26 protein-coding genes and 1 pseudogene are annotated in these 20,824 nt (G+C 58.6%); 6 read left to right on the top strand and 21 right to left on the bottom strand.

Going from position 1 to position 20,824, the window contains the following annotated elements:
* Window positions 1-3 precede the first annotated feature (3 nt).
* Together NK8_RS34900 and NK8_RS34895 are read right to left on the bottom strand one after the other, a co-directional pair.
* Entirely contained in the window at window positions 4-390 is a 387-nt protein-coding gene (locus NK8_RS34900) for a hypothetical protein (protein WP_213233952.1), read from the bottom strand.
* A 91-nt stretch (window positions 391-481) separates the two neighbouring features.
* A complete protein-coding gene (locus tag NK8_RS34895) occupies window positions 482-769 on the bottom strand; it encodes a hypothetical protein (protein WP_213233951.1) in 288 nt (95 codons plus the stop codon).
* Between the two features lie 332 nt (window positions 770-1,101).
* On the opposite strand from NK8_RS34895, the gene NK8_RS34890 reads away from it, so the two are divergent.
* Window positions 1,102-1,746, top strand: coding sequence for a TetR/AcrR family transcriptional regulator (locus tag NK8_RS34890; protein WP_213233950.1), 645 nt, complete (start codon window positions 1,102-1,104; stop codon window positions 1,744-1,746).
* Window positions 1,747-2,030: 284 nt separating this feature from the next.
* On the opposite strand, the gene NK8_RS34885 is transcribed toward NK8_RS34890, so the two are convergent.
* The 8 genes from NK8_RS34885 to NK8_RS34850 form a co-directional block, all read right to left on the bottom strand.
* Entirely contained in the window at window positions 2,031-2,360 is a 330-nt protein-coding gene (locus NK8_RS34885; protein WP_213233949.1) for a YciI family protein, read from the bottom strand.
* 119 nt (window positions 2,361-2,479) lie between these two features.
* Complete coding sequence (locus tag NK8_RS34880; protein ID WP_213233948.1) at window positions 2,480-3,457, bottom strand: zinc-dependent alcohol dehydrogenase family protein; 978 nt, start codon at window positions 3,455-3,457, stop codon at window positions 2,480-2,482.
* Window positions 3,458-3,668: 211 nt separating this feature from the next.
* Window positions 3,669-4,574 carry a LysR family transcriptional regulator gene (locus tag NK8_RS34875; RefSeq protein ID WP_213233947.1) on the bottom strand — a complete coding sequence of 302 codons (906 nt, stop codon included), beginning with the start codon at window positions 4,572-4,574 and terminating at the stop codon, window positions 3,669-3,671.
* Window positions 4,575-4,679: 105 nt separating this feature from the next.
* Window positions 4,680-5,348 (bottom strand): SDR family NAD(P)-dependent oxidoreductase, encoded by a 669-nt coding sequence (locus tag NK8_RS34870; RefSeq protein ID WP_213233946.1) that lies wholly within the window; start codon window positions 5,346-5,348, stop codon window positions 4,680-4,682.
* Between the two features lie 224 nt (window positions 5,349-5,572).
* Window positions 5,573-6,322, bottom strand: coding sequence for an SDR family NAD(P)-dependent oxidoreductase (locus NK8_RS34865; protein WP_213233945.1), 750 nt, complete (start codon window positions 6,320-6,322; stop codon window positions 5,573-5,575).
* Between the two features lie 584 nt (window positions 6,323-6,906).
* Window positions 6,907-7,344 carry a tautomerase family protein gene (locus NK8_RS34860; protein WP_213233944.1) on the bottom strand — a complete coding sequence of 146 codons (438 nt, stop codon included), beginning with the start codon at window positions 7,342-7,344 and terminating at the stop codon, window positions 6,907-6,909.
* Between the two features lie 51 nt (window positions 7,345-7,395).
* The gene (locus tag NK8_RS34855; RefSeq protein WP_213233943.1) at window positions 7,396-8,493 is read right to left on the bottom strand and encodes a low specificity L-threonine aldolase; all 1,098 of its coding nucleotides are present in this window, start codon (window positions 8,491-8,493) and stop codon (window positions 7,396-7,398) included.
* 75 nt (window positions 8,494-8,568) lie between these two features.
* Window positions 8,569-9,408, bottom strand: coding sequence for an AraC family transcriptional regulator (locus NK8_RS34850; protein ID WP_063786806.1), 840 nt, complete (start codon window positions 9,406-9,408; stop codon window positions 8,569-8,571).
* Between the two features lie 785 nt (window positions 9,409-10,193).
* Between NK8_RS34850 and NK8_RS34845 the strand changes: the two genes are divergently transcribed.
* Entirely contained in the window at window positions 10,194-10,655 is a 462-nt protein-coding gene (locus NK8_RS34845; RefSeq protein ID WP_213233942.1) for a hypothetical protein, read from the top strand.
* A gap of 105 nt (window positions 10,656-10,760) precedes the next feature.
* On the opposite strand, the gene NK8_RS34840 is transcribed toward NK8_RS34845, so the two are convergent.
* Together NK8_RS34840 and NK8_RS34835 are read right to left on the bottom strand one after the other, a co-directional pair.
* Window positions 10,761-11,693, bottom strand: a complete 933-nt coding sequence (locus tag NK8_RS34840) for a site-specific integrase (protein WP_213233941.1) — start codon at window positions 11,691-11,693, stop codon at window positions 10,761-10,763.
* Between the two features lie 47 nt (window positions 11,694-11,740).
* The gene (locus tag NK8_RS34835; RefSeq protein WP_213233940.1) at window positions 11,741-12,475 is read right to left on the bottom strand and encodes a nucleoside 2-deoxyribosyltransferase; all 735 of its coding nucleotides are present in this window, start codon (window positions 12,473-12,475) and stop codon (window positions 11,741-11,743) included.
* 264 nt (window positions 12,476-12,739) lie between these two features.
* Here NK8_RS34835 and NK8_RS34830 point away from each other — a divergent pair, with 264 nt between their 5' ends.
* Together NK8_RS34830 and NK8_RS34825 are read left to right on the top strand one after the other, a co-directional pair.
* Window positions 12,740-14,437, top strand: coding sequence for a methyl-accepting chemotaxis protein (locus NK8_RS34830; protein WP_213233939.1), 1,698 nt, complete (start codon window positions 12,740-12,742; stop codon window positions 14,435-14,437).
* A gap of 40 nt (window positions 14,438-14,477) precedes the next feature.
* A complete protein-coding gene (locus NK8_RS34825; RefSeq protein ID WP_213233938.1) occupies window positions 14,478-14,921 on the top strand; it encodes a response regulator in 444 nt (147 codons plus the stop codon).
* Window positions 14,922-15,007: 86 nt separating this feature from the next.
* Here NK8_RS34825 and NK8_RS34820 read toward each other — a convergent pair whose 3' ends face one another.
* The 7 genes and pseudogenes from NK8_RS34820 to NK8_RS34790 form a co-directional block, all read right to left on the bottom strand.
* Complete coding sequence (locus tag NK8_RS34820; RefSeq protein WP_213233937.1) at window positions 15,008-15,310, bottom strand: hypothetical protein; 303 nt, start codon at window positions 15,308-15,310, stop codon at window positions 15,008-15,010.
* Window positions 15,311-15,412: 102 nt separating this feature from the next.
* Window positions 15,413-15,916 carry a hypothetical protein gene (locus tag NK8_RS34815; RefSeq protein ID WP_213233936.1) on the bottom strand — a complete coding sequence of 168 codons (504 nt, stop codon included), beginning with the start codon at window positions 15,914-15,916 and terminating at the stop codon, window positions 15,413-15,415.
* 21 nt (window positions 15,917-15,937) lie between these two features.
* Window positions 15,938-16,158 (bottom strand): annotated as a pseudogene (locus NK8_RS34810) (DUF3717 domain-containing protein).
* Window positions 16,159-16,545: 387 nt separating this feature from the next.
* Entirely contained in the window at window positions 16,546-16,938 is a 393-nt protein-coding gene (locus tag NK8_RS34805) for a hypothetical protein (RefSeq protein ID WP_213233935.1), read from the bottom strand.
* Window positions 16,939-17,637: 699 nt separating this feature from the next.
* Window positions 17,638-17,805, bottom strand: coding sequence for a CopG family ribbon-helix-helix protein (locus tag NK8_RS34800; RefSeq protein WP_213233934.1), 168 nt, complete (start codon window positions 17,803-17,805; stop codon window positions 17,638-17,640).
* Between the two features lie 126 nt (window positions 17,806-17,931).
* A complete protein-coding gene (locus tag NK8_RS34795; protein WP_213233319.1) occupies window positions 17,932-18,126 on the bottom strand; it encodes a CsbD family protein in 195 nt (64 codons plus the stop codon).
* Between the two features lie 147 nt (window positions 18,127-18,273).
* The gene (locus tag NK8_RS34790) at window positions 18,274-18,537 is read right to left on the bottom strand and encodes a hypothetical protein (protein ID WP_213233933.1); all 264 of its coding nucleotides are present in this window, start codon (window positions 18,535-18,537) and stop codon (window positions 18,274-18,276) included.
* Window positions 18,538-18,707: 170 nt separating this feature from the next.
* Here NK8_RS34790 and NK8_RS34785 point away from each other — a divergent pair, with 170 nt between their 5' ends.
* Both NK8_RS34785 and NK8_RS34780 read left to right on the top strand, forming a co-directional pair.
* A complete protein-coding gene (locus NK8_RS34785) occupies window positions 18,708-19,397 on the top strand; it encodes a hypothetical protein (RefSeq protein WP_213233932.1) in 690 nt (229 codons plus the stop codon).
* Window positions 19,390-20,040 carry an RES family NAD+ phosphorylase gene (locus NK8_RS34780; protein ID WP_213233931.1) on the top strand — a complete coding sequence of 217 codons (651 nt, stop codon included), beginning with the start codon at window positions 19,390-19,392 and terminating at the stop codon, window positions 20,038-20,040. The genes NK8_RS34785 and NK8_RS34780 overlap by 8 nt, the downstream gene beginning before the upstream one ends.
* Before the next feature lie 116 nt (window positions 20,041-20,156).
* On the opposite strand, the gene NK8_RS34775 is transcribed toward NK8_RS34780, so the two are convergent.
* Window positions 20,157-20,471 (bottom strand): type II toxin-antitoxin system RelE/ParE family toxin, encoded by a 315-nt coding sequence (locus tag NK8_RS34775; protein ID WP_213233930.1) that lies wholly within the window; start codon window positions 20,469-20,471, stop codon window positions 20,157-20,159.
* The gene (locus NK8_RS34770; RefSeq protein ID WP_213233928.1) at window positions 20,468-20,737 is read right to left on the bottom strand and encodes a type II toxin-antitoxin system ParD family antitoxin; all 270 of its coding nucleotides are present in this window, start codon (window positions 20,735-20,737) and stop codon (window positions 20,468-20,470) included. Before NK8_RS34770 ends, NK8_RS34775 begins: the two co-directional genes overlap by 4 nt.
* Between the last annotated feature and the right edge of the window lie 87 nt (window positions 20,738-20,824).

Here is a 20,824-nt window from a genome sequence, read left to right as displayed (position 1 = left end):
CTCCTAGTCCCAGCCCCAATCGTGGCGCTCTTTCGCACGGACTGCCAATGCAAGGATATCTGGCAAGCCGAACGTCGCCATCCTTCGCTTTGCTGCAATGAATTGGTCAGCGAGCGCCGGCATCACCCTTAGCATGCACATCGCTTTGAGCTCTTCATAGTCGAAGAGATGCATCATCGCGGGTCGGTTCGCAACCAACGCGCTAATCTCGCGGCAGTGACGCGCCTCCCGAGCGCTCGCCATGCCGTACTTGTGGCGCACCCGCTCATGGACGGCGCGAGTCGCTTGGATGCGGTCTTCTTTCGTCGTGTACTGCTCGAACACGTCGAACTCGATGTCCAAAAGCGCGAGGCTTATCTCGTTTCCTGCTTCAATGAATCTCGGTGGCACAGCAGACCTTCTCCTAAAACCGTTGCTCTGCGGTAGACGATGTCATAGCGGCCGAACCGCGAGATTCTTAAGGGTTTGCCGAAAAAGCAGTTCATCGGGACCGTCGCTGAAGAACCTTCAACAGCCACGCGTCGACAGGGCGCGCACTTGCTAGGTCTACGAAAACGGGCAGGCTGCCGCCGACGATGTCACGCGACTCTACGGCGACGACAGGCGGTTTCCATGGTTCGCGAGATGGTCGACTGGACGGCAGGTCAGCAGCGTTGAAGTCGAGCGAGTACTCGGTAAATCTTCCGTCCGTTTCCACCACGACGCGCGTGCGATCCACGCGAATGCCGCGAAGCTCATGGCCGACAATGCGTCCGATAACGACATTCAATTCTTGCTCCCGAGCGAGGCGAACGCCTCATGCGTGGTGCTTACGATGCAGGTGGATAGCAACAGCCGCAATGGGCTTTTCTTCAAGTAGCACCAAGCGGTAGGTTGCGACGCGGGGCTCCCGCTTCTCATTTGCGTAGACGATGTCTCTGAATTGGTCTAGATACGCCATGTCCGCTCCGTTAGCTGCCGCGACACTATCGTCACGACTCACTACCGAGCCTACGGAACGGGCAGTGAAGTCAAGGCAAGGCGGCAAACCGATCGAGGGTGCGATGTGGCGTTCATAATGGTGTCGATACATCATCCCTGTGCGAACGGGAACTGCGAAAAATGGACAGCAAACCACACAAGCCAACCAAGCGTGATCCAGAGGGGACCCGCCGCCGCATTCTCGAAGCGGCAACGGGTCAATTCGCTAAGTTCGGACTCGCCGGTGCGAGGACCGACGCAATTGCCGAGGTCGCGGGCTCCAATGAACGGATGCTCTACTACTACTTCGGCAGTAAGGAGCTGCTCTATGTCGCCGTATTGGAGTCCATGTACGCGGACTACGCGAAGAAAGAGAGCGAGCTCGATCTAAGCGGCCTGCAACCTCGCGAGGCGATGGCAACGCTCGCCAGGTCCTTCTGGGCGCACTTTTGGGACAACCCTGAATGGCTTGGCTTGATCAACAACGAGAACCTGCATCAGGGCCGGTACCTCAAGACTTCGCAGAAGCTCAGTGAAACGATCTCGCCAGTGGTTGACTTGGTCAGGTCGGTTCTTGAACGCGGAGCCGATGCGGGACAGTTTCGCAGCGGCATCGATCCGCTCGATTTTTACGTCACCCTAGTTGGGATGGGCTACTACATCGCTTCGAACCGCTTCACTATTAACGCGTTCACCGGTCGCGATTATGCGCACTGGTCTGATCGGCAGAAAATCTGCGAAATGCATCTGGAGATGCTGGACGCCTATCTGCGTTCAGCAACGTAGCAGCGCAGACGCCAATGTGTCGAGTCGGCACCGGCTGTTGCCGACCCGGTCCAGCCCTTCAATTCGATACGAGAGCGAGGGCTGTCCTGAGAGCAGAACAGCCATTCGCGTAGCCACAAACGCCGGTCTCTGGGCCAGAGCTGGTGTTCAGAGTGCAACAACTTGCCACGGCCGCATGAGGTTATCGTTTTGCGATTCGACACCCCGGCTCGCAATGAACGCCTTGACCTCTGCGTGCGTCACTATAGCCGCCCCTGGCGGCATGACACTGATATGCAATTGCGTTAAGTATGAAAAGGAACCCAAAACATCTTGACTTCGACGTTCAGCAAACCTGACTGAACGGTCGGATCGTCCGTCGCGATCTTTTGCGCTTCTGCCAGATCGGCAGCCTTGAAGATTGTCATCCCACCATCAGCCAGGACGCCGGCGAGGCCACCAGCCTTTTCCATGAACGGGCCACTCAATACCGTGAGCCCCTTCTCCTGCATCTCGATCATGTACGCGACGTGCTTCATGAAGTCGGGTTGCTCGTTGTATTTCACGCCCTGAATCCATTTCGGTCCCGGCGTCTGGAAAGCTACAAAATAATGAGGACCGTTTTCGTCAACCATGATTGCTACTCCCTTGGAAAGTCTGTTTCAGTAAACCGGTTGGTTTCCTGAAAACAAGCACACTGCGATGCTCGTGAGATATGCGTGAGCGGGTTCGGTTACTCCACGAGATCGCCCGATCAATCCGCGGACTGGAGATCGAGTAACACCTTGCCGCCGCGAATAGCGTGTTGGGCCGCTTCCGAAATTCGCGACATCGGATAGATAGCGGCAACAGGCGGTTTCAGCTTGCCTGCACGCACGAATTCAGCCGCTTCGCGCAGCAGCGTGGGCATCTGGCTATCGTACTGGGGACGCGCCTGATAAAAAGCGTGAAGACTCACCGCTTTACGCAGGAGAGGACGTAGATCTGTGTGAATCGACACCTCACCGCCCGAGAATGCGTACGAAACGAGTGCGCCGCCTTGAGAAAGACCTTGCAGTAGACGGACCGTTGACTCGCCGCTAACACCATCAATCGCCAGATGTATCTTGCCGCTCTGGGTCAGATCTGAGATCGACTCGACAACTTCGTTGTTGTCGAGAAGCACAATGTCGCCGCCCGCTGTCTTCACTTCAGCAATCGCCTCGACGCGTCGAACGAGGTTGATCGTCTTGAATCCGCGAGCCTTCGCAAACGCGATGACAGAGAGTCCGACGCCGGAATTCGCTGCATTCTGGATGACCCAGTCGCCAGCCTTAAGTCCACCATGTTCGCTGAGCAGCAGTGCGGCTGTCGGCGGATTGATGCGCAACATAGCGGCCTGCTTCGCATCCACTTCTGCTGGCAGCGGGAACAGTTCGTTAGCGGCTACGACCATCCGTTCGCGCCACGTAGCGCTGTAGAGCGGCGGCACGACTCGATCACCGACTGTCAGATGCGTCACGCCCGCGCCGACGGCCAGAACCTTCCCGGCACCTTCGTTGCCGACAGGGCTCGGCAGAGCCGGACGTTGGGGAAAGGTCCCGCGAATCAGCAAAAGGTCGTTGAAGTTGACGGGAGCGAATTCCATACCGATCAGGACTTCATTGGCACCGGGTGCCAGTGGTTCAGGCAGTTCAGCAACACGGAGATTCGTGACCGGGTCGCCGAAAGCAGTAAGTTCGATTGCACGCATGACAAGTCTTCCTGGAGAAAAGATGCACAAGCCTCTTTGTTCGCATGATTCGGGAAGGCTTTTGCGTGAACTGCCATACCTTCCGTCGGTTCAATGGCACCAGATTCTTACGTGGCGCCCTGAGACGAAAGATAGGCCTCGCCCAGTGCGCCGGGAAGGCGAGGGCTTGGCATACGTGCTATGCCACTCGTGAATAAGTATTCGGATGCGTCTAGCGAACTTTTAGAAGAGGATTGTCGGCAAACAAGTCGGCCAGAAAGTCGATGAACGCCCGCGTCTTCCCTGCCAGCCGGCGGCTACCCGACCAGACGGCATGAATCGGGAACGGAGGCGGCGCAAATTCAGCCAGCAAAGGCACGAGACGCCCGTCAGCGACGGCTCGTGCATACAGCCATCCTGCGTTGTGTCCAATGCCAAGGCCAGCCAGCACGGCCGCGAGCAGATATTCAGCATCATTGCTGCGCACAGGCCCTTGCGGAGTGAATTCGACTGGACCTTCGGGTCCGACAAACTCCCATGGGCGGGCTGCGTCGCGCGACATGAATGCGATGCAGTCGTGACTTTTCAGGTCGTCTAGCGTGCGAGGCACGCCTGCCCGCTCGAGGTAAGAAGGCGCAGCTGTCGTAAGGTATGTCATGCTGCCAATGCGCCGCGCCAGCAATGCCGAATCACTCAACGGGCCGACGCGGATCGCCACATCCAGCGCTTCTTCGACAAGATTGACGTAGCGCTGGGAAACATCGAATTCCACACTGACATCAGGGTAGCGAGCAAAGAATTCGGGTAGATGGGGCACGATCTCCATCCGGCCGAACGCAGGTGAAAGCGCGACCCTGACCAAGCCAGACGGTGACGCCTCTTTGTTGCCCACCCTCGCCTCGACCTCATCCACGCTCTCCACAATGGCGGTTGCGGAGTCGTAGAAGTCTTGGCCCGCATCGGTCAGACTCAAACCGCGTGAGGTCCGTCGCAGCAATTGCACACCCAACCGAGCTTCCAGTCCGGCAACGAGCTTGCTGACCGTCGGTTGGCTAACGCCCGTCGCACGCGCAACTTTTGAGAAATTGCCGGAGTCAGCCACCCGGATGAACATGCGCATCACTTCAATCCGGTCCATTTGCTGTCGATCCTCCAGGATGGGTTGTGGCAGAGCGCAATGACGACATGCGCCCCTCGCCCCGCAAACTCTACAGCGCGCTGAGCATCGACTGGCAAGGCAAACTCACGAAACAACGCGATTCTGTAAGAACCGCCTGCTGGCGCAGATGTCGTCGTGTCGGGCGACCCCGGCAGTTTCAGTCACATCCTCGGCGGGACCGTGACGGAGGTGAACCTGGATCAGCACGTGATATGTCCTTGCACGGCACCGCGCAAGAAGTCCGTCCGATGCGTCAGGTTCAGTGCTTACACCTGGGCGTAACCACCATCCGCGAAAAGCAGAAACTCCCTCGCGTTGAGACGCCAAAAAGAGGACCGCGTTGGCGACCTCGTCCGGTTGACCCAGACGGCCGCGCAGGATCAGCGCCGCCAGGCCATCGCGCGTCGTATTCGATGCGTTTGCCAGCGCGGCCGTCTCCGTCAGGCCCGCGCTGATCAGATTGACCCGAATGCCGCTATCTTTCAGGTTGGACGCCCAGGTACGGACGAAGGAGCGCAGCGCTGCCTTACTGGCTGCGTAGACGCTGCGGCCGACTCTACCCTTCATGCCCGCAATCGAGCCGGTCATGACGATCGAACCCTCATCGTTGAAGAGCGGCAACGCCTTTTGCACTGTGAACAGTGTGCCACGCATGTTGACGTCGATGATGGCGTCGAAATCTTCTTCCGTTATCGCCCCCAGTGGACCGGCGATGGCCGCGCCAGCGTTGGCGACAGGACATCGATGCTGCATCCCGCCGACGCGACGGCGTCATAGAGGCGATTCAGGTCGGCGAGTTTGGCGACGTCCGCCTGCACGGCACGGACATTTCCACCTATCGCGGCGACAGCCGCGTCCAGCTGCGCCTGGCCGAATCGCATCGCGAATATCGACGTAGTTGATCGGGGCCATAACAAGCACTACAGGGCATTCGTGTATACCGATTGCGCCCTGTCAAGCTGTTTGCCCCTTTCCCTTTATAGCTGGGTGATTCCTCCGTCCGCGATCAGATCGATGCCTGTGCTGTAGCTGCTTTCATCTGAGGCGAGGAATAGCGCCGCCGCGGCCATCTCGTCAGCGCGGCCAATGCGGCCCAGCGGCGTGATCTGCTTGAACATTGCCCGTGCACCATCCGCCTCCTCCTTCGAATTGAACAGGCCGTCCACGATCGGTGTTTCGATCATGCCCGGACTCAGTGTGTTGGCGCGAATTCCAAGATCTTTGAATTCCGACGCCCACGTCCGGGTGAACGAACGGATTGCCGCCTTCGTCGCCGCATAAACGCCGAAGTCCGCAAAACCTTTTATGTGCATCCCGGAAGCAACGACAACGATAGAGCCGCCGTCGCGCAACATCGGCAGCGCCTTTTGTACCGTGAAGAACGTACCCCGTGCGTTGATGTCGAAAGTCTTGTCGAAGTGTTCAGGTGTTGCGGACTCCGTTGGCAAAGATGCGACGTATCCGGCACTTGCCACAATGATGTCCAAACCGCCTTTCTCGCGTTGCACCGTTTCGTAGAGGCGATTTAGATCATCAAGGTTGGAGATGTCGCCCTGAACTGCTGTAACGTTCGAGCCGATGATCGCTTTCGCCTTATCTAGTTCTATTTGACGACGCCCCGTAATGAAGACATACGCACCCTCCGCGACGAATCTCGTCGCGGTTGCGAGCCCGATTCCGCTACTTCCGCCAGTAATGACCGCAACCTTGCCCTGAAGCTTACCCATAGTGGTTCTCCTAGTACGTGGAAGTTGCTCAACACGATGCAGCTTGGATCGCCAGCGTCGCGGCAAGCCGAGGCAAGAGGATGGGGTGCGCAAGAAAGGCTGAACAGAGGGCCCAGCGGCATAGCATGTATGCCAGGGAGGCATGATCGGCAGGGGTGGACGCCGATTTTACCGAGCTGCAGCCGTTTAACTCGCCCCCCATCTCGTTAATTGGCCATGTGGGACGCGGGCGTGAACTCGTTCGCTGAATGACCGTTCGGTGGCTTGCAACTGACCTTCGTATGGCGCTACGGGCGCTCGGACGAACGTCGCCTCATGGCCGAGCCCTGTCGGATGACCGGTGTGCGAGCTTCGGCCATTGCGGTCATTCGAGCATCAAACTATGGCAGGCGGCTGAACGCCGCTTTCTGGCCGTTCGCACGTTAGCGTGTCGCGAATGACCTGCCACGCCGTCCGCCAATGCGAACTCGCGACTCGTTGCCGACGTTCGGGCGATCGCAGTCGAACGGCCGGTGTAGGAACCCTCCGGCCACGCGAGCCTACGGACGGTGTTGCCTCCACGTCGCTCGTAACCATGAAGCGAATCAGCCCAGCGCGTCTAGAAATCTTCGATCATCACCGGACATCCCCTCGAGCCACTGTGCTTCGCGCCCGGGTTCAGGAAGGACTCTACCGAATTCGACCATCTGCGACGGCGACAGTTCCGACAGGTAGACCCAAACGTGGCGGCTAGGCGTCCGAGCCTCGTCAACCACGATAGTCACGATACGCTCGAGCAATCGTTGTTTTTGCTCGGACGTTCGGCCCGCTCGAATCTCCCCGTGTACAAAAATGTGGTCCGACGCTATAGGCTGACCCGCCAGAAAATGATTCCCGGCGGCGATATCCTGGAAGATCACCTGGGCAAAGAACGCCTGGGCGCCCGTCGCTTCACTGTGCGCCTGTGTGATGCCGGAAGCGATTGCATGCTTCAGTTGAGCGTCAAGGCGGCCTTCCGCAGCCGCGACAATGTAGGTTGGCATTGACAGTCTCCTTTAAATCGCTGTTCCAGCGCAAAGGATGGAGGGTAAGGTTCAATATCCGGCGGCTGCCCCGCGGCCCGCTTGCGAGCCAAGCGTCCCCGCAGCAGCCGAGTGAGGCTCGAGGACGGAAGCGATAACTTCAATAGCTTGCTGAATTTGCTGACGGGAGATGTTCAGATACGGGATTGAGCGAACCGCATCAGCGCCGGAGGGAAGAACGTAGAGTCCTTTTGCATGGAGCTTCTCGACGAATTCGCCAGCGGGCAGCGATGTCACGCCGAAACGTACGATATTGGTTTCCACCGACGCAACATCCAGTGCAATCCCTGGCAAAGATGCAATTCCACGGGCAAGCATTTGCGCGTGCTCATGATCTTCCACCAGACGGGTACGATGGTTACGCAGCGCATAGAGCGCCCCCGCCGCGATGATGCCCGCCTGACGGAAGCCACCCCCGATTTGTTGCTTGAAACGACGTGCCCGAGCGATGAAGTCGCGCGGGCCGGCCAGCGCAGAGCCGACAGGTGCGCCAAGGGCCTTTGAAAAACACACGCTGACAGTGTCGAAGTGTTTCGCGTAGTCGCGCTCGGGAATACCTGTAGCCGCCGTTGCATGCCACAACCGCGCCCCATCGAGATGCAGCGCCAGGCCTTTCGATCGGGCTGCATCGCAAACACCGACGAGCTGCTCAATCGGCCAGACTTTCCCCCCGCCGATGTTGTGAGTGTTCTCCAGACATAGCAGCTTGACCGGGGCGGGGATCGTAGCCGGAAAGAATCGATGCGGCACACCTAGTGCGTCCGCCACGTCCTTCGAGGAAAACACGCCGCGTACGCCAGGCAAAAGCCGCGGGAGCACACCTGAGAAAGCAGCTGGCGCGCCACCCTCAAGAATATAGACGTGTGCGTTCTGATCGAACAGCACCGCGTCGCCCGGTTCAGTGTGGGCCCGGATGGCGACCTGATTAGTCATGGTGCCGGTCACCATATAAACGGCGTCCTCCTTGCCCAGCAATTCCGCTACTTCGCGCTCGAGCTCCTTTACGGTCGGGTCGTCGCCATAGACGTCGTCGCCCACCGGTGCGGACGCCATGGCTGCTCGCATGGCCGCTGTGGGCTGGCTGCAAGTATCGCTACGCAGGTCGATCATTTCGTGCTCTCTGGGATGATTGTCGTGCCCAGATTGTGTATTCCTGCGTCCGCGTACTTTTGGATAAAGTTGCGCTTATTGCCGGCGTGAGCGACTTGGCGGTACGCCAAAAAAGCGTCGAAATTCGCGGGTTAGATGCCCCTGATCGCAGTATCCGACTTCGATTGCGACCTGCCTTAGTGGCTGCCCTTTGAGCAAGAGCTGCTTTGCCAATGCGACCCGGCGCTGGACTAGATACGCGTGCGGTGCCATACCTACGGAATGCTTGAACACGCGAATAAGCTGATAGGTGCTCATTCCGGCAACTTCTGCGATCGCGTCAAGGGTCGGGTTTTCCACGAAGTGCGCATCCAGGAATTCGCGTGCCCGTTTGACTGCCCCCGGCAGCAATGTTAAAGCGTCGACGCTCGGAACTGTTTGTGCGTGCCGCTGGACCAGTTGAAACAACGCTACAGTGAGGCGCGAGGTCTTTTCCAAAGGATGAATGTCGGTCGATTCCGAATAACAATGGGCTTCGTACAGCAATCGCATCGTCTGCGGGTCGTCGATGACGGTTTCGGAGAAATGAAGCGTTCCTCTCAATGGCCGGCGCTCACGGTTCAGCATGTTCGTCAGGTCGGCGGTCGGCACATACATCATCCGATAGTCCCAGCCACCCTCGAGCGCGGGTCGCCCTTCGTGCACGCTGCCGGGGTTGATGACGCAGATCGTACGTTCGGGCATCACGAGGCGGTGTCCACGTGCGTCGAGGTATGCTTGGGCACCTCGCTCAATGACGCCGAAGGCAAATTCGTCGTGCGCGTGCGGCGGAAACCGATGAGTACGGTAGGTCGCCTGTAGCATCTCGATACCTGCGAAAGCAGGCTCCCGCCAAAACTTCGCCCGATTTGGAATGTGCGGCGGTACTCGATCCATTTGACTGACCTGAAAGTTAGGGAGGTCCGGCCCGAACACGCGGCCGAAACTGCTTGCCCCAGTTGGGCCAATGATCGCATGTTCTCGTATACGAAGCCGGCTACGTGTTGGGCGCCCTAATCAGCCTGATAACGTTCCCGCTTGCACGGCTTTCTGACGCGGAACCACAGACGGACGACGATCGCAATAGTCCCTGAAAGTCGCAGACGGCGCTGTACCGGCATACACGTCCGAGAAGCAACCGCTTCCGAATGGCATTCAAGTGACCGGTTCCGGCGACTAGAAAGCGGCGGTATCGGCCGAGCACCCTCTGACGACAAATGCTTGTGCCGTAGCCACAGCCGACGCTCGCCGTGCATCGGTGGTGCGCCTGCGCTCCCGCCTCGCTGTCATTCACAAGACGGGTTGGTCATCCTTCGGAAGCCGGAAGCGGCGAACGAGTCTCAACCATCGCTGTCGTTCCAACATCGTCAGCGATGTTGGTGGTGGCCGACAAGCGTATCGTCCCGTAGCCCGGTCTTGGATGTGGAGCAGTCGTTCAGGTGACAAGTACATGTTCCCGGTGAGCGGCAGAAAGTGGCCGTTTTTGGTCTTGCGAACGAGAAAGCCGCGCCCGGGGCTCTAATTTTGCTCCTATGCTTAAAGCGGGAAATTGGCGACACCGCGCGCTTGAGCGCGCTCCCGCGGACCGTGGCTCGCGTCCCTTGGGGGGCACCAAGCCATTAGACGAAAGGCGTGAGCTCAACGCCGCGATTCGGGATGGACGTTCAACTGCCGGAGGCGACATGTTTCTGTGTTACCTGATTGACCCCGACAGCCGGTCCATAACCAAGGTGAATGATGGCTTCGACCGGGCAGCCGAGCTGACGGGCAGTGAATGCCCTGAACTCGGCGAATTGTGGACCGATTTTGCGGACTCGACACTTGACGTTGCCTATTCGCCAGACGCAGATGAGCAGCCGTCGTTTCGGCTACGTCTTTCCTTTCGTGGGAAGACGATAGAGCAGGCGATTAGCGGAAAGGGCGTGTTAATCGCCTGTGGTGAAATCCCTCTCGAGATCGCGCAACAAATACGGACAGCGGAAGCGGTCGAGAAAATCGTCGAGTTCTCACACGCCGGCTATATAGCCGTTGCCAGATGGCTGAAGGGTGGTTTCAGCGTGACGCGCGCGCCCGCTCGACGCGCGGAGTCGACCGGTCGTTTTCGCTTGCAGGAAGACTGGGACAAGTCATCTGGCAAGCGATGACGACTGCTGACGCAACGTATTGATCCGTGCTCGGACCACGCGACAGGGGCAAGCGCGTCACGGTGTACGATACAACCGGTTGTGGCCGAGGCCGACCGCGAACCGCTAAGCTTGTGCTTCGGACGCCTCGCTCGGTACGAATGTTTGACGAAGGCGAGCAGCCGTGCGATGGCTCGACAAGCCCATAAGATTGCTCACCTGTTCGTTGGTCTTGCCGGCGATAATCAGCCGACGACCGAAGGTGTTTCTGAGCAAGCGTGGACTCTCGTCGGCTGCCGACAAGTTCGCGCTGCGTAGAGCCACACGGACGCATTTCAGCATCGTGTCGGGCTGCATCGGTTTGCCGCCCGCAGTGGCGATGAATAGCCATTGCGTTGGAGGCTGAATCTGGCTGCGGGCCTCGTGATAGCTGCGCAGTACGTCGACCGCGAAGGCATCGATCGGAACCCGTCGTGCAATCCGCGGCCCGTGCTTGTCGACGAAGACAGTAGGGCGCTCGCCATGCATATCGAGGTCGTCGACGCGCAGTTGTCTAAGTTCGGCGGCCGTGACTCCTGACGCGAGGAACAGCGCCGCGATCGCGGTGTTCCGCAGGTCCTTGAATTCCGCGCCTTCGGTTGCGACGCACATAGCTTGTAGCCGTGCATCGTCTTCCGGTGACAGATAGATCGGCGTTGGCTCGTCTTGTGGCCAGTTCTCGTTGACTAACATCTGCGCGGCCGGATTGTCACGGCGCAATTCGATGTTCACGAGATGACGCGTGAGCCGGTCGATGAGTTTTAGGTAGCGCAGGCGGGTCGTCGTGCCGGGGGCGCAGTCCTGCGCGAGTTCAGCGAAGAAGCCATCAATGTGGTCCGTCCCGAAGCTCGCCACCGTTGCGCGGTGCGCGATCAGATAGTCATTGAAGCGCGAGAACATCGAACGGTGCTGGACGATCGACTGATCGGCGAACGCGCGGCGATCTGCGCCCGTTGCTTCTTCCCGCTGCCATTGGGCATAGGCGTGTTCGGATGCAACAAGCCAAATATCATCGGGCATAGAAGTCGATATACTGAAGTTCGCTCACCCCAAACCCTACAGCGAAGCTAACGCTTCGCCAACCCCAAGCCACCAATGCGGGGGGCTTCGTCGACCTCAGTTCGAATGGCGTCGAGGCAAGCAGCAGGTCCACCGACAATAATGTGTGCCGAGCACGCCAGCATCAGATTTACGCTGAGGCCAAAGTCCTCTATGAAGTAGCCTCCGGCACAAAAACCGCCTTCGGTCCCGATCGCCGCGGCCGTGACGCGCTCGACAAGCGACTCTTCGCTGGACCGATAGGCCCACACCGGCTTGCCGAGAGCTGTCGCGAAACCAACTTCAAAAGCCGTCCCGCTGTCTGGTTCACCGGCCCCGCGAAAGTCATCGAGGTTCGCCATCACGATATCGGCCGACCGGATCAGTTCGATGTTCGCGGCGTATATCCATCGGGCAGCGTCTTGCCGTTGAAGCGAGGAGGGCACTTGCCCGTCGAGTGGATAAAGACCAACGAAGCCGCGATCGCGGCAGAGCTGCTTGAGACGCTCGCCGTGTTCCTTCGCGTCGCGGCGGAAGACGTCGAAGCCCGCGAGGTTGATGCGGGGCTCGCTCGCGGCGCGCTCGATCGGCAGAGGTGAGGGGTCGATCCTTCCTTCTCGGACCCGTCGTTTTATCCGGTTGAGCTGCTTCTTCACAGCCAAGGCGCTCTTGCCGAGACTGTTTGCGATCTGCTCGACCGGTAAGCCCTGGTCGAGCAAATCCATCACGGCGCGCTGTGACTTGGTCAGATTTCTTTTTTGCATCGCTTCGTGGCGTCGCTGTGCGGCTATTGGATGCCTAGGAGCTTACCAATAACGCCCTTAAGTCAAGTCAGCCATGCGAGAGGCGTAGGGCACGTGTGCGGTCATCGTTACCGGTCCGTCCCCGTCAGTGCCGCCGTAGAAAATTTCACTGGAGCGCGTGAGGTTTGGTGCCGATAGACACTGATCGCTTTTATCCCAGAAGCGCAAGGCACCGCGACCGCGCGATCGCACTGCCTTTACTGTTGAGCGCTAGAAGCAAGAACAATGAACAACCTGACGATTCGGGCGCGGCTTGCGCTCACCATGGCTTTCCTCGGCTTTCTGCTGGCGCTGTCAGTCGGCTTCGGGTTGTACGGCGTCAGTGCTACTTATTCATCGGCCAAGGACATCTCTGACAACTCGCTACCGGCGGTCAACGCCCTCGGCATATCAAACAACTACATCGCTCGTGCGCGGCTTGCGCTTGACCGCTATGCGATAAATCCGGCGGACAAAGACGCTGGCGGACTGATCGCACGCGCCAATGGATTCATGCGTCAATCAGACGAGTGGTACAGCAAGTATGACTCCCTGCCGCGCGGAGCCGATGAGGACCAACTCGCAAAGAGCGTTGCCGAGTCTCGCGCCGTTATGCGACAGGCAATCAACAGATTCGGCGCTGCGATAGAAGCGGGCGACAACGAGGCGGTCGGCCGCATTGCGTTCCAGGATATGCCGACGTCGTACACCCGTTGTATTGAAGCCTTCGAAAAGCTGCAAGATTTCCAAATTGCCGATGCGAAGCGTCAGACGGCCGAGAGCGACGCCCGCGTGAAAGGGCTGCGCACCCTTGGGGTGTTGGCCTTGCTCGTTGGCGTAGCTACCGCAGCGCTCGGCTGGTTCTTCTTGCGCCGGGCCATCATGACGCCACTGGCCGAAGCGCTGAAGCACTTCGAGCACATATCGGACGGCGACCTGACCCACGAGGTGTCGATTAAAACGCACAACGAGATGGGCCAATTGCTTGCCGGCGTCGCCGCCATGAAAGATAAATTGGCCGCCACTGTCAGCACTGTTCGGCTGAGCAGTGAGGCGATTGCCAGCGCTAGCAAACAGATTGCTGCTGGCAACACGGACCTGTCATCGCGCACAGAGGAGCAAGCCGCTTCTCTTCAAGAAACGGCCGCGAGCATGGAAGAGCTAACCTCCACGGTCAAGCAGAATTCTGAGAACGCCAAGCAGGCGAGCGGGCTGGCGGACACCGCCAACGTCGTCGCCAACGAGGGCAGCGCTATCGTCGGTCAAGTCGTCGACACGATGGCGGGCATTGAGGAGAGTTCCGCGAAGATCGCTGAGATCATCGGGATGATCGAAGGCATCGCCTTCCAGACGAACATCTTGGCGCTGAACGCGGCAGTTGAAGCGGCGCGCGCAGGCGAGCAAGGCCGTGGATTTGCGGTAGTGGCAAGCGAGGTTCGAAGTCTCGCACAGCGCTCATCAGCCGCTGCGAAGGAGATCAAAGATCTAATCGAAAGGTCCGGCAACCGAGTGCAAGCCGGTACGGAACTTGTCGCGCGGGCAGGGGAAACCATGCAGCGGGTCGGCACTGCCATCCAACGCGTCACCGACATCATGGGCGAGATCGCCTCGGCTTCGAACGAGCAAAGCCGTGGCATTGAGCAAGTGAACCAAGCCATCTCACAGATGGATGAGGTGACGCAGCAGAACGCAGCGCTCGTTGAGGAGGCAGCGGCCGCGGCAGGTTCGATGGAGGACCAAGCGAAGCAACTCACCACCGCCGTAGGAGTGTTCCGCACCGGTCAGACGCTTGCCGTTCAGCTACTCAGTAACAGTGCTCCTCAGACGCCGCACGCCGCACACGCGAAGAAGAGCGGCACGACCACGAGAGTGCTGAAGCCGTCGAGTGCACCGAAGCCGACAGCTGTTGTGGCAGCGGCTGACGGCGACTGGTCGACGTTCTAAGCGTACCGAGAGGCACGGTGGAAAAAGGAAGAGTTCACAGATGGTAAATGCCAATACGCGTTTGTTGGTGGTCGATGACATGGCCACCATGCGTAATCTGATCCGAAAAATGCTGAGGGCCATCGGTTATACGACCATCGACGAGGCCGAGGACGGAGTTTCAGCGCTAGAGAAGTTGCGCGCGCAACAATTCGATCTCGTCATAACTGACTGGAACATGCCGAACATGGACGGGCTGACCCTCCTGCAGGAGATTCGCAAGTCGGATCTGGCGGAACTACCGGTATTGATGGTGACCGCCGAAAAGAGGCGTGCAAACGTGCTCGCGGCGATCAGCGCCGGTGCTAGCGGCTATATCGTAAAGCCGTTCTCTGAGGCTGCCCTCGCAGACAAGCTCGCTCAAATTGCGCCGCTCTCGGCAAGCGCCGCACCAACAAATCACGGCGCATCCGTATTCGGCGCAATCTTTGACAGGACGATGTAACGTCGGTCCGACGCGTATCGATCACGGAGACGCATGGGCGAGAGGGCACACTAACTCGGGCTCGTGGTGCGAGGACGACCCGTCCGTCACATGCTGGATAGCAGGACTTTCTCCGCTTCCGCAAGAAGCGCTCGCGCGTACTCGGATGAGAATATATCGTCGTTGTGGTCGGTGCGACCGAGAACTACCGGTGTTACAAGCCGCGCCTCTTCAACAAACGCCGAGCGGGCGGCCGCCAATACAAACGTCACATCGGCGACGATTTTCTCCGCTATATCGTCGACTTCGCCAATTTTGGCGCCTTCATCAGACACGATCGTCGCGGTGGCGTTGATGCCACGGCGGGTTTCCAGGAACGCTATGGACGAGGGGTCGATACGAAAAGCCATCCAAATTCTCCATCGGTAGCGGCCGAGCAGGATATTCGGCTCACTACCTAGGGTACCGACGCGACAGTATTGTCAAGGCAGCGCCTGACGCGTCTTGGATGCTCAGTGAGACTTAATTTTTCCGGAAGCGATCGCCTTCGCAAGCTCATCGGCAAGAGCCGCTTGCAGCGACGCATGCTTTTCTCGCACGGTCTCGGCGTCCTTAGTAAGTTCTGGAAGATCATGGACCAGAGATGCGATCTCTGCATCCCGTGCCGCGGCCAACTCTGCCAGATTCTCTGGCCGCAATGCGTGCTCGAGGATCCCCGCGTCGATGCCAAAATGCTTGCTGATCGCTTCGCACGCATGTACGAGCGCGAACGACACTTGCTTTTCTTCGTCTAAGCCTTTGCTCTTAGGGCAGAAATAGCCGGCGTACAGAACGTCGCCAACGATCTCCGTCGCGACCCAGTCGGTGAGGTCTTCTTCGAACGCTCGCGTGTCGCTGCTGGCTGACGCAAACATGCGCAGCGCGTCCGCCTTCGGTACCTCTCGCGAATAGATCTCGACGCGTCCACCGCCGGCCACCGCGTCGACCCACAATAAGGCGCTACGGGCGTTTGACATGTTTGCGCCTCCTCGACGGAATCAAAAAAGTTCCTTCTGGGCGAGCGCCAGACCTATCGCTTCATTTTGTTCTGGCGTCAGGTTTCTCGCTTCGACGCGCTCTCGTTGATGATAGATCATCGTTCCATACACGTCCGCAGTACTCTTGCTCTGGGGCAGACAGCGAAGTCATCTGTCGCCGCCTGCCGCGATCGCCAGTAGTTGATGGCGTTCTCAATATCAGTAACCCTGTACTCGTTCATCCCTGCTAGCTGCCGTTGCTCTATCAATTCCGGATGATATTCCTCTTCGTCGGGTCTTGTCGCCCAGGCCTCGACGACGTCATCTCATTTTCTCGTCTCAGCGTTAGGGCAACGGCTTTGGCAGAGGGCTGGGCGACACCGTGCTAGTGCGTTACTTCGGCTTTTAACTCGTTGGCCAGTTCCGCAGCCAACGCAGCCTGCACGTTTCCGTGTTTTTCGCGCGAACGTTCGGGGAAACACATGTCCGAACTTGATGGCGCAACGATTTATGTCGAACTAGAACGCGCCGAAAGTGGCCGCCTTGAACTTTACTCACGCGAATCGTCGATTGTCGCGGAACTGCTCGTGGGTGATCGCCCTGCGCGGTGTCGGTGCCGAAGTGCCCGTTCAGGCTGCCTGGCGGCTCTTCAGTAGCTGTCTGATTCCGTCGCGAGTAAGACGGGGGTTTGCTGCCTTCGCCGACACGATCTCCGTCAGTTCGTCGTCCGAGTAGGCAGCGAGAACCGCGAGTTCGCTCGCACTGAAAAGCGCCTCCATCTCGGCGCGGTGCCTGGAATCGACGAAGCGCTCATACGCCCGCAGGTATTGGGCTGTAGTCGCCTCAGAGAACCCGTAGCACGTCTTGGCGAAGGCATAAAACAGCCTCGCCCCCTTTTTCTCGGCCGCGGCCAGGCTCGAGCCTTCAGCCTTAGCGTTCTCAACGCACTGGTCGACCACTTTCTTCTTGGCCGCCAATAAAGCATCGCCAGCGATAAAAACATTTATTTTTGGCTTCAACATGGCCTTGGTTCCCCCGTCATTGCTTTGTGCGGTACGTATTTGTAGTGGGATCGATTGATGGCTGATGCCGACCCTACCGGTGGATAACGGCATCGCTGCACAGTTTTTTAGCCCTGTGTGCACCTTCCGCCGTGAAAGCATATCCAATGGTGTTCGAAGTCAAGCCTGCCAGGGCGAAAGAGGGTCGCTCCGCAGTTGCATGCGTTGCTGCTTGCGAGGACGCTACTTAAATGCATGCTTCAGCAATAGTAGTCGCCTGCCGTTATGGAGAGGTGGACACCCGTGACACCAACATCCTTGGCGCTTTTCAACTCCGAATGATCGACGCCGATATCTCCCATATACGGCTCGCTATCGAAGCGGTCTTACAGGAGCCCAATTCAGCGCTCCCGCTTCTTTATTGGCGCAGGCGGCTTGAGCAACTTTCGCGCTGCCGTCATCTTATGCATCACCAGTTCTCCGCGGTAACCGACTTGCTCAACAGACTCGCGAAGATCGACGACGACTCAACCGACCTCGCGCGTCCGCCCGAACCCCTCAACGAGCAATCTCGCCATTCGAGCCTTCGTTAGGTTAACGTTGTTCAGAGGCGGAACGGGGGCACGCGTAGAGCGTCGAGAGGCACAAGGTAAGAGGGCGAAAGAGCTCCGGCGGCAGAATGTTAGGGGCACCGCCGGCCAGGCAGCGCAACGGCCTCTTTCAACGGGTCTTGTCGAGTCTCCCTTGCTCCATCGAAAGCGGACGGCCCGCGGTGACGTCATCAAGACCCTCCTGAATCAGGCGTCGCTTCTCTGCCTCGCGCGCAAGAAACTGAACCAGTGCCTTCTTGATAATCCACTGGCGGGGCCGTTCAAGAAGCTCCGACAACGCGTCTAATTCCTGAGCAAGGAAGATCGCGCTGTTTTACCGGGAGCAAAACGCCCGCTCAACGCGGGCGGTGAATGCTGCGGACTAAAGTGTCGAGCCAGATTGGCAACCTGCGCGCGATCGCAATTACGGCTTCGCCGTATCGTCCGTGGCGTCCTTCAAGTCCTCCTTGGCGTCACCGACGTTCTTACGCGCTTCGCCCTCGACCTGCTGCGCGTCGCCCTTTGCTTCCTGCACGGGGTCGTTCGTCACTTTGCCAACGCCCTCATTGATCTTGCCTTTGACCTTCTCGCCGACGCCCTTAACCTGATCTTCATTCATAGTCGCTCTCCGGTTTGCCTGCGGCATGCAGGTGTCCTGCGGTCAGCGCAAGTTAGATGCCGCGTCGTGGGCGCCAGCGTGCCAGCCGAGCGCGCGCCTACTATATAGAACGATTTGAAGCGTGGGCTACGAAACCCCTACCACAATTCAATGGTGATAATTCGTATGATCACCATTGGGTTTAATGGGCGAATTGGGGTAGGCACCTACATTCTGTCTAAACGGCCTCCCATCGAACAAAAAAGAAGCCGCGGCCCATGGCCAACCAAACCGCAGATCGTCACAACCCGCGCCGCGTACACGCGCAATCACTTCGCCGCGCTGCGCGCGTTCGTCGAGCGGATCTCCCGCGTCGATCAGGCGGGTCATGAGGCGCGTCGACGCCTGGTAGCGCGAGTACTTCAGCACCACGCGTTACGCCGCCATTTGCGATTTAGGGTCGAAACGTCATTAGTTTCACGCGAAACGTTTGCTTCGGCGACGAACGATCGAAAGATTCCAGCGCTTCATGCCGCGATCACTTGCAATGTGAGAAGTGTGATAAATATAGAAATCATCACAATCCTAATTTGAGGACGAACATGGCCAAAGCGCAATCGGCGGATCGGAAGGGTGCGGCCGCCGCGCACATTGCGTCGCTATCGCCGCTGGGGAATACCACCCAGGCGGTCGCCAGCGATGTCGGTCGCTACGTGATGGCGCTCGACGCCACTCGCGCGGCTGCGACAATGCTAATCGACAAGATCCAGACAGCGGATTTCACGCCGGCAGCGAAGGTTGAGATGACACGCCAGGTCCGCCTAAGCGTCAGTGAGCAGGAAGGGCTTGTGTTGCAGGGGCTTATCGACGCGTCTCCGGTCACGCTCTTGACTGACTCGCGGGCAGAATTGGAAGCGAAGTCGGTGAAAGCGGTACTCAACGGGACGACGTGGTTGACTGCACAAAGGGTCGGCGAGCGTCAAAATCCTGACGCGACGAATCAGCATGCAGTGACGAGCCGGTGGAAGAGGGAGGGCAAGATTTTTTCGATTGAACGCGCAGGCCAGACGCTTTATCCCAAGTATGCCTTTGACGAGCTCGGCAACCCGATCCCCGAAGTTGCGGAGATCCTCAGAATTTTTGCGGGCTACCGGCCGTTTCGAATCGCTTCTTGGTTCGAGTCGACGAACAGTATGCTGCGCGGCAAGCGCCCGCGTGAGGTGCTCGCAACGAATCCGCAAGCGGTGATCGAAGCGGCGAAGGACCACGTTGTGGGGGCGGTGCATGGGTAGTCTGGTGTTTCCGCCGCCTGCGTCTGCGCTCACGCTCGGCAAGGTTTCTTCTGGTACGTGGTTCCGTGTTCATCCGCTCGACTCGGCGACAGGCAACTACGCGCCGGACGCTTTCAACGATTCCGGTCTGGGCAACGCTCGTTTCAGTCCTCTACATCGACCGGACAACGGGCAGGTCATCCCGACAATCTACGCCGCCGCATCTGAGCGAGGGGCGATCATGGAAGTGGTTCTGCATGACGTGCCAACGCCGTCTGCCGGTTATCAGCACGACCTCGAGCGGGATCTTGCTTCGTCTTTGCATCTAAGCCAGATCGGGTTAGCCGACCTGAAACTGGCCAATCTGACCGCGACGGGATTGCGTGGACCGGGCCTGGCGTCATCGGATCTGTTCGATGGCGACAAGACCGACTATCCACGCACGCGTGAATGGGCGCTATGGGTATGGCAGAACATGCCCGATGCGCAAGGGCTGATGTGGATGTCAAAGCAGGACAACCAGTCAATGGCTGTGATGCTATTCGGCGACCGGGTGTCAGCGCCGATCGTCGATTTGAAGCGGACCCGGCACATCGAGCACTACGAGCATCTGATCGTCGAGTTGCTGGCCGAAATGGGCGCCACCGTCACGCCGACACTTTAGAATGGGAAAGGCTAGCGAAGCAAGGTACGAGTTAGTCATTTACTAAAAAACCGATAATGTTAGTTGTGTCAAACGAACAATAGGTCCGTTGCTGTGAGTCGCCGTCGCACGTTGCTTCACTGGTCCTCATCAGGGATAAGCGCTGCTTCGTAATCTTGGCCCCCGTAGAAGACACCAACTATCGAGACAACCTCCGGATCCAACGTATAGGCGATGATGGCTCGCTTGCGGAAATGAGTGACTCGAAGTCCGGGCAGCAAATCATCGCGTGCGACACCACGTGCCGGGAATGTCTGAAGTTTCATGCAGAAATCGACGATCGAATCAACGTAGCGTTCTGCCGTGAGCGGAGCGCCAGCGTTGGCGATTCGCTTCTCAAGTCTCCGCAACTGATCGAGCGCTTCGGGCGCAAACTGGACGTGCCAGTTCATTCGTGGCGTGTGCGAGACTTTTTCAGCTCAGCACGTACCTGATCGGCTGACAGTGCACGGCATGGATCGTTCCGAAGGGCTTGCGCTGCAGGAAAGACTTCGTTTCGCAACCACGCTTCGACGGCACGGTCACGCTCGCGGAGCGCGCGAAGCGCGTCTCTCAGCACTTCGCTGTCAGACGCGTAGTCGCCGCTTGCGACTTTTGTGCGGACGAACTCGGCCATCTCGTTGGGTAAAGTGATGCTCATCTGCTGCGTCGTTCTCATGGCACCCTCCAGTCAGTAGGATTTAATCCTACTCGCTTCCGCCCTTGTCTGCAACAATCCCCTGCCTGGCAAACCCCTGCTCGCACA

The sequence above is a fragment of the Caballeronia sp. NK8 genome, from assembly GCF_018408855.1.
GTDB lineage: Bacteria > Pseudomonadota > Gammaproteobacteria > Burkholderiales > Burkholderiaceae > Caballeronia.
Note: the sequence above shows the minus strand (reverse complement) of the source record. Positions and strands in the feature narration are given on the sequence as shown.

Bases quoted from the DNA above. Each gene is read 5' to 3' on its own strand.
- NK8_RS34890 (WP_213233950.1), top strand. From the start codon at position 1,102: ATGGACAGCAAACCACACAAGCCAACCAAGCGTGATCCAGAGGGGACC.
- NK8_RS34885 (WP_213233949.1), bottom strand. From the start codon at position 2,360: ATGGTTGACGAAAACGGTCCTCATTATTTTGTAGCTTTCCAGACGCCG.
- NK8_RS34880 (WP_213233948.1), bottom strand. From the start codon at position 3,457: ATGCGTGCAATCGAACTTACTGCTTTCGGCGACCCGGTCACGAATCTC.
- NK8_RS34875 (WP_213233947.1), bottom strand. From the start codon at position 4,574: ATGGACCGGATTGAAGTGATGCGCATGTTCATCCGGGTGGCTGACTCC.
- NK8_RS34870 (WP_213233946.1), bottom strand. From the start codon at position 5,348: ATGCAGCATCGATGTCCTGTCGCCAACGCTGGCGCGGCCATCGCCGGT.
- NK8_RS34865 (WP_213233945.1), bottom strand. From the start codon at position 6,322: ATGGGTAAGCTTCAGGGCAAGGTTGCGGTCATTACTGGCGGAAGTAGC.
- NK8_RS34860 (WP_213233944.1), bottom strand. From the start codon at position 7,344: ATGCCAACCTACATTGTCGCGGCTGCGGAAGGCCGCCTTGACGCTCAA.
- NK8_RS34855 (WP_213233943.1), bottom strand. From the start codon at position 8,493: ATGATCGACCTGCGTAGCGATACTTGCAGCCAGCCCACAGCGGCCATG.
- NK8_RS34850 (WP_063786806.1), bottom strand. From the start codon at position 9,408: ATGGATCGAGTACCGCCGCACATTCCAAATCGGGCGAAGTTTTGGCGG.
- NK8_RS34845 (WP_213233942.1), top strand. From the start codon at position 10,194: ATGTTTCTGTGTTACCTGATTGACCCCGACAGCCGGTCCATAACCAAG.
- NK8_RS34840 (WP_213233941.1), bottom strand. From the start codon at position 11,693: ATGCCCGATGATATTTGGCTTGTTGCATCCGAACACGCCTATGCCCAA.
- NK8_RS34835 (WP_213233940.1), bottom strand. From the start codon at position 12,475: ATGCAAAAAAGAAATCTGACCAAGTCACAGCGCGCCGTGATGGATTTG.
- NK8_RS34830 (WP_213233939.1), top strand. From the start codon at position 12,740: ATGAACAACCTGACGATTCGGGCGCGGCTTGCGCTCACCATGGCTTTC.
- NK8_RS34825 (WP_213233938.1), top strand. From the start codon at position 14,478: ATGGTAAATGCCAATACGCGTTTGTTGGTGGTCGATGACATGGCCACC.
- NK8_RS34820 (WP_213233937.1), bottom strand. From the start codon at position 15,310: ATGGCTTTTCGTATCGACCCCTCGTCCATAGCGTTCCTGGAAACCCGC.
- NK8_RS34815 (WP_213233936.1), bottom strand. From the start codon at position 15,916: ATGTCAAACGCCCGTAGCGCCTTATTGTGGGTCGACGCGGTGGCCGGC.
- NK8_RS34805 (WP_213233935.1), bottom strand. From the start codon at position 16,938: ATGTTGAAGCCAAAAATAAATGTTTTTATCGCTGGCGATGCTTTATTG.
- NK8_RS34795 (WP_213233319.1), bottom strand. From the start codon at position 18,126: ATGAATGAAGATCAGGTTAAGGGCGTCGGCGAGAAGGTCAAAGGCAAG.
- NK8_RS34785 (WP_213233932.1), top strand. From the start codon at position 18,708: ATGGCCAAAGCGCAATCGGCGGATCGGAAGGGTGCGGCCGCCGCGCAC.
- NK8_RS34780 (WP_213233931.1), top strand. From the start codon at position 19,390: ATGGGTAGTCTGGTGTTTCCGCCGCCTGCGTCTGCGCTCACGCTCGGC.
- NK8_RS34775 (WP_213233930.1), bottom strand. From the start codon at position 20,471: ATGAACTGGCACGTCCAGTTTGCGCCCGAAGCGCTCGATCAGTTGCGG.
- NK8_RS34770 (WP_213233928.1), bottom strand. From the start codon at position 20,737: ATGAGAACGACGCAGCAGATGAGCATCACTTTACCCAACGAGATGGCC.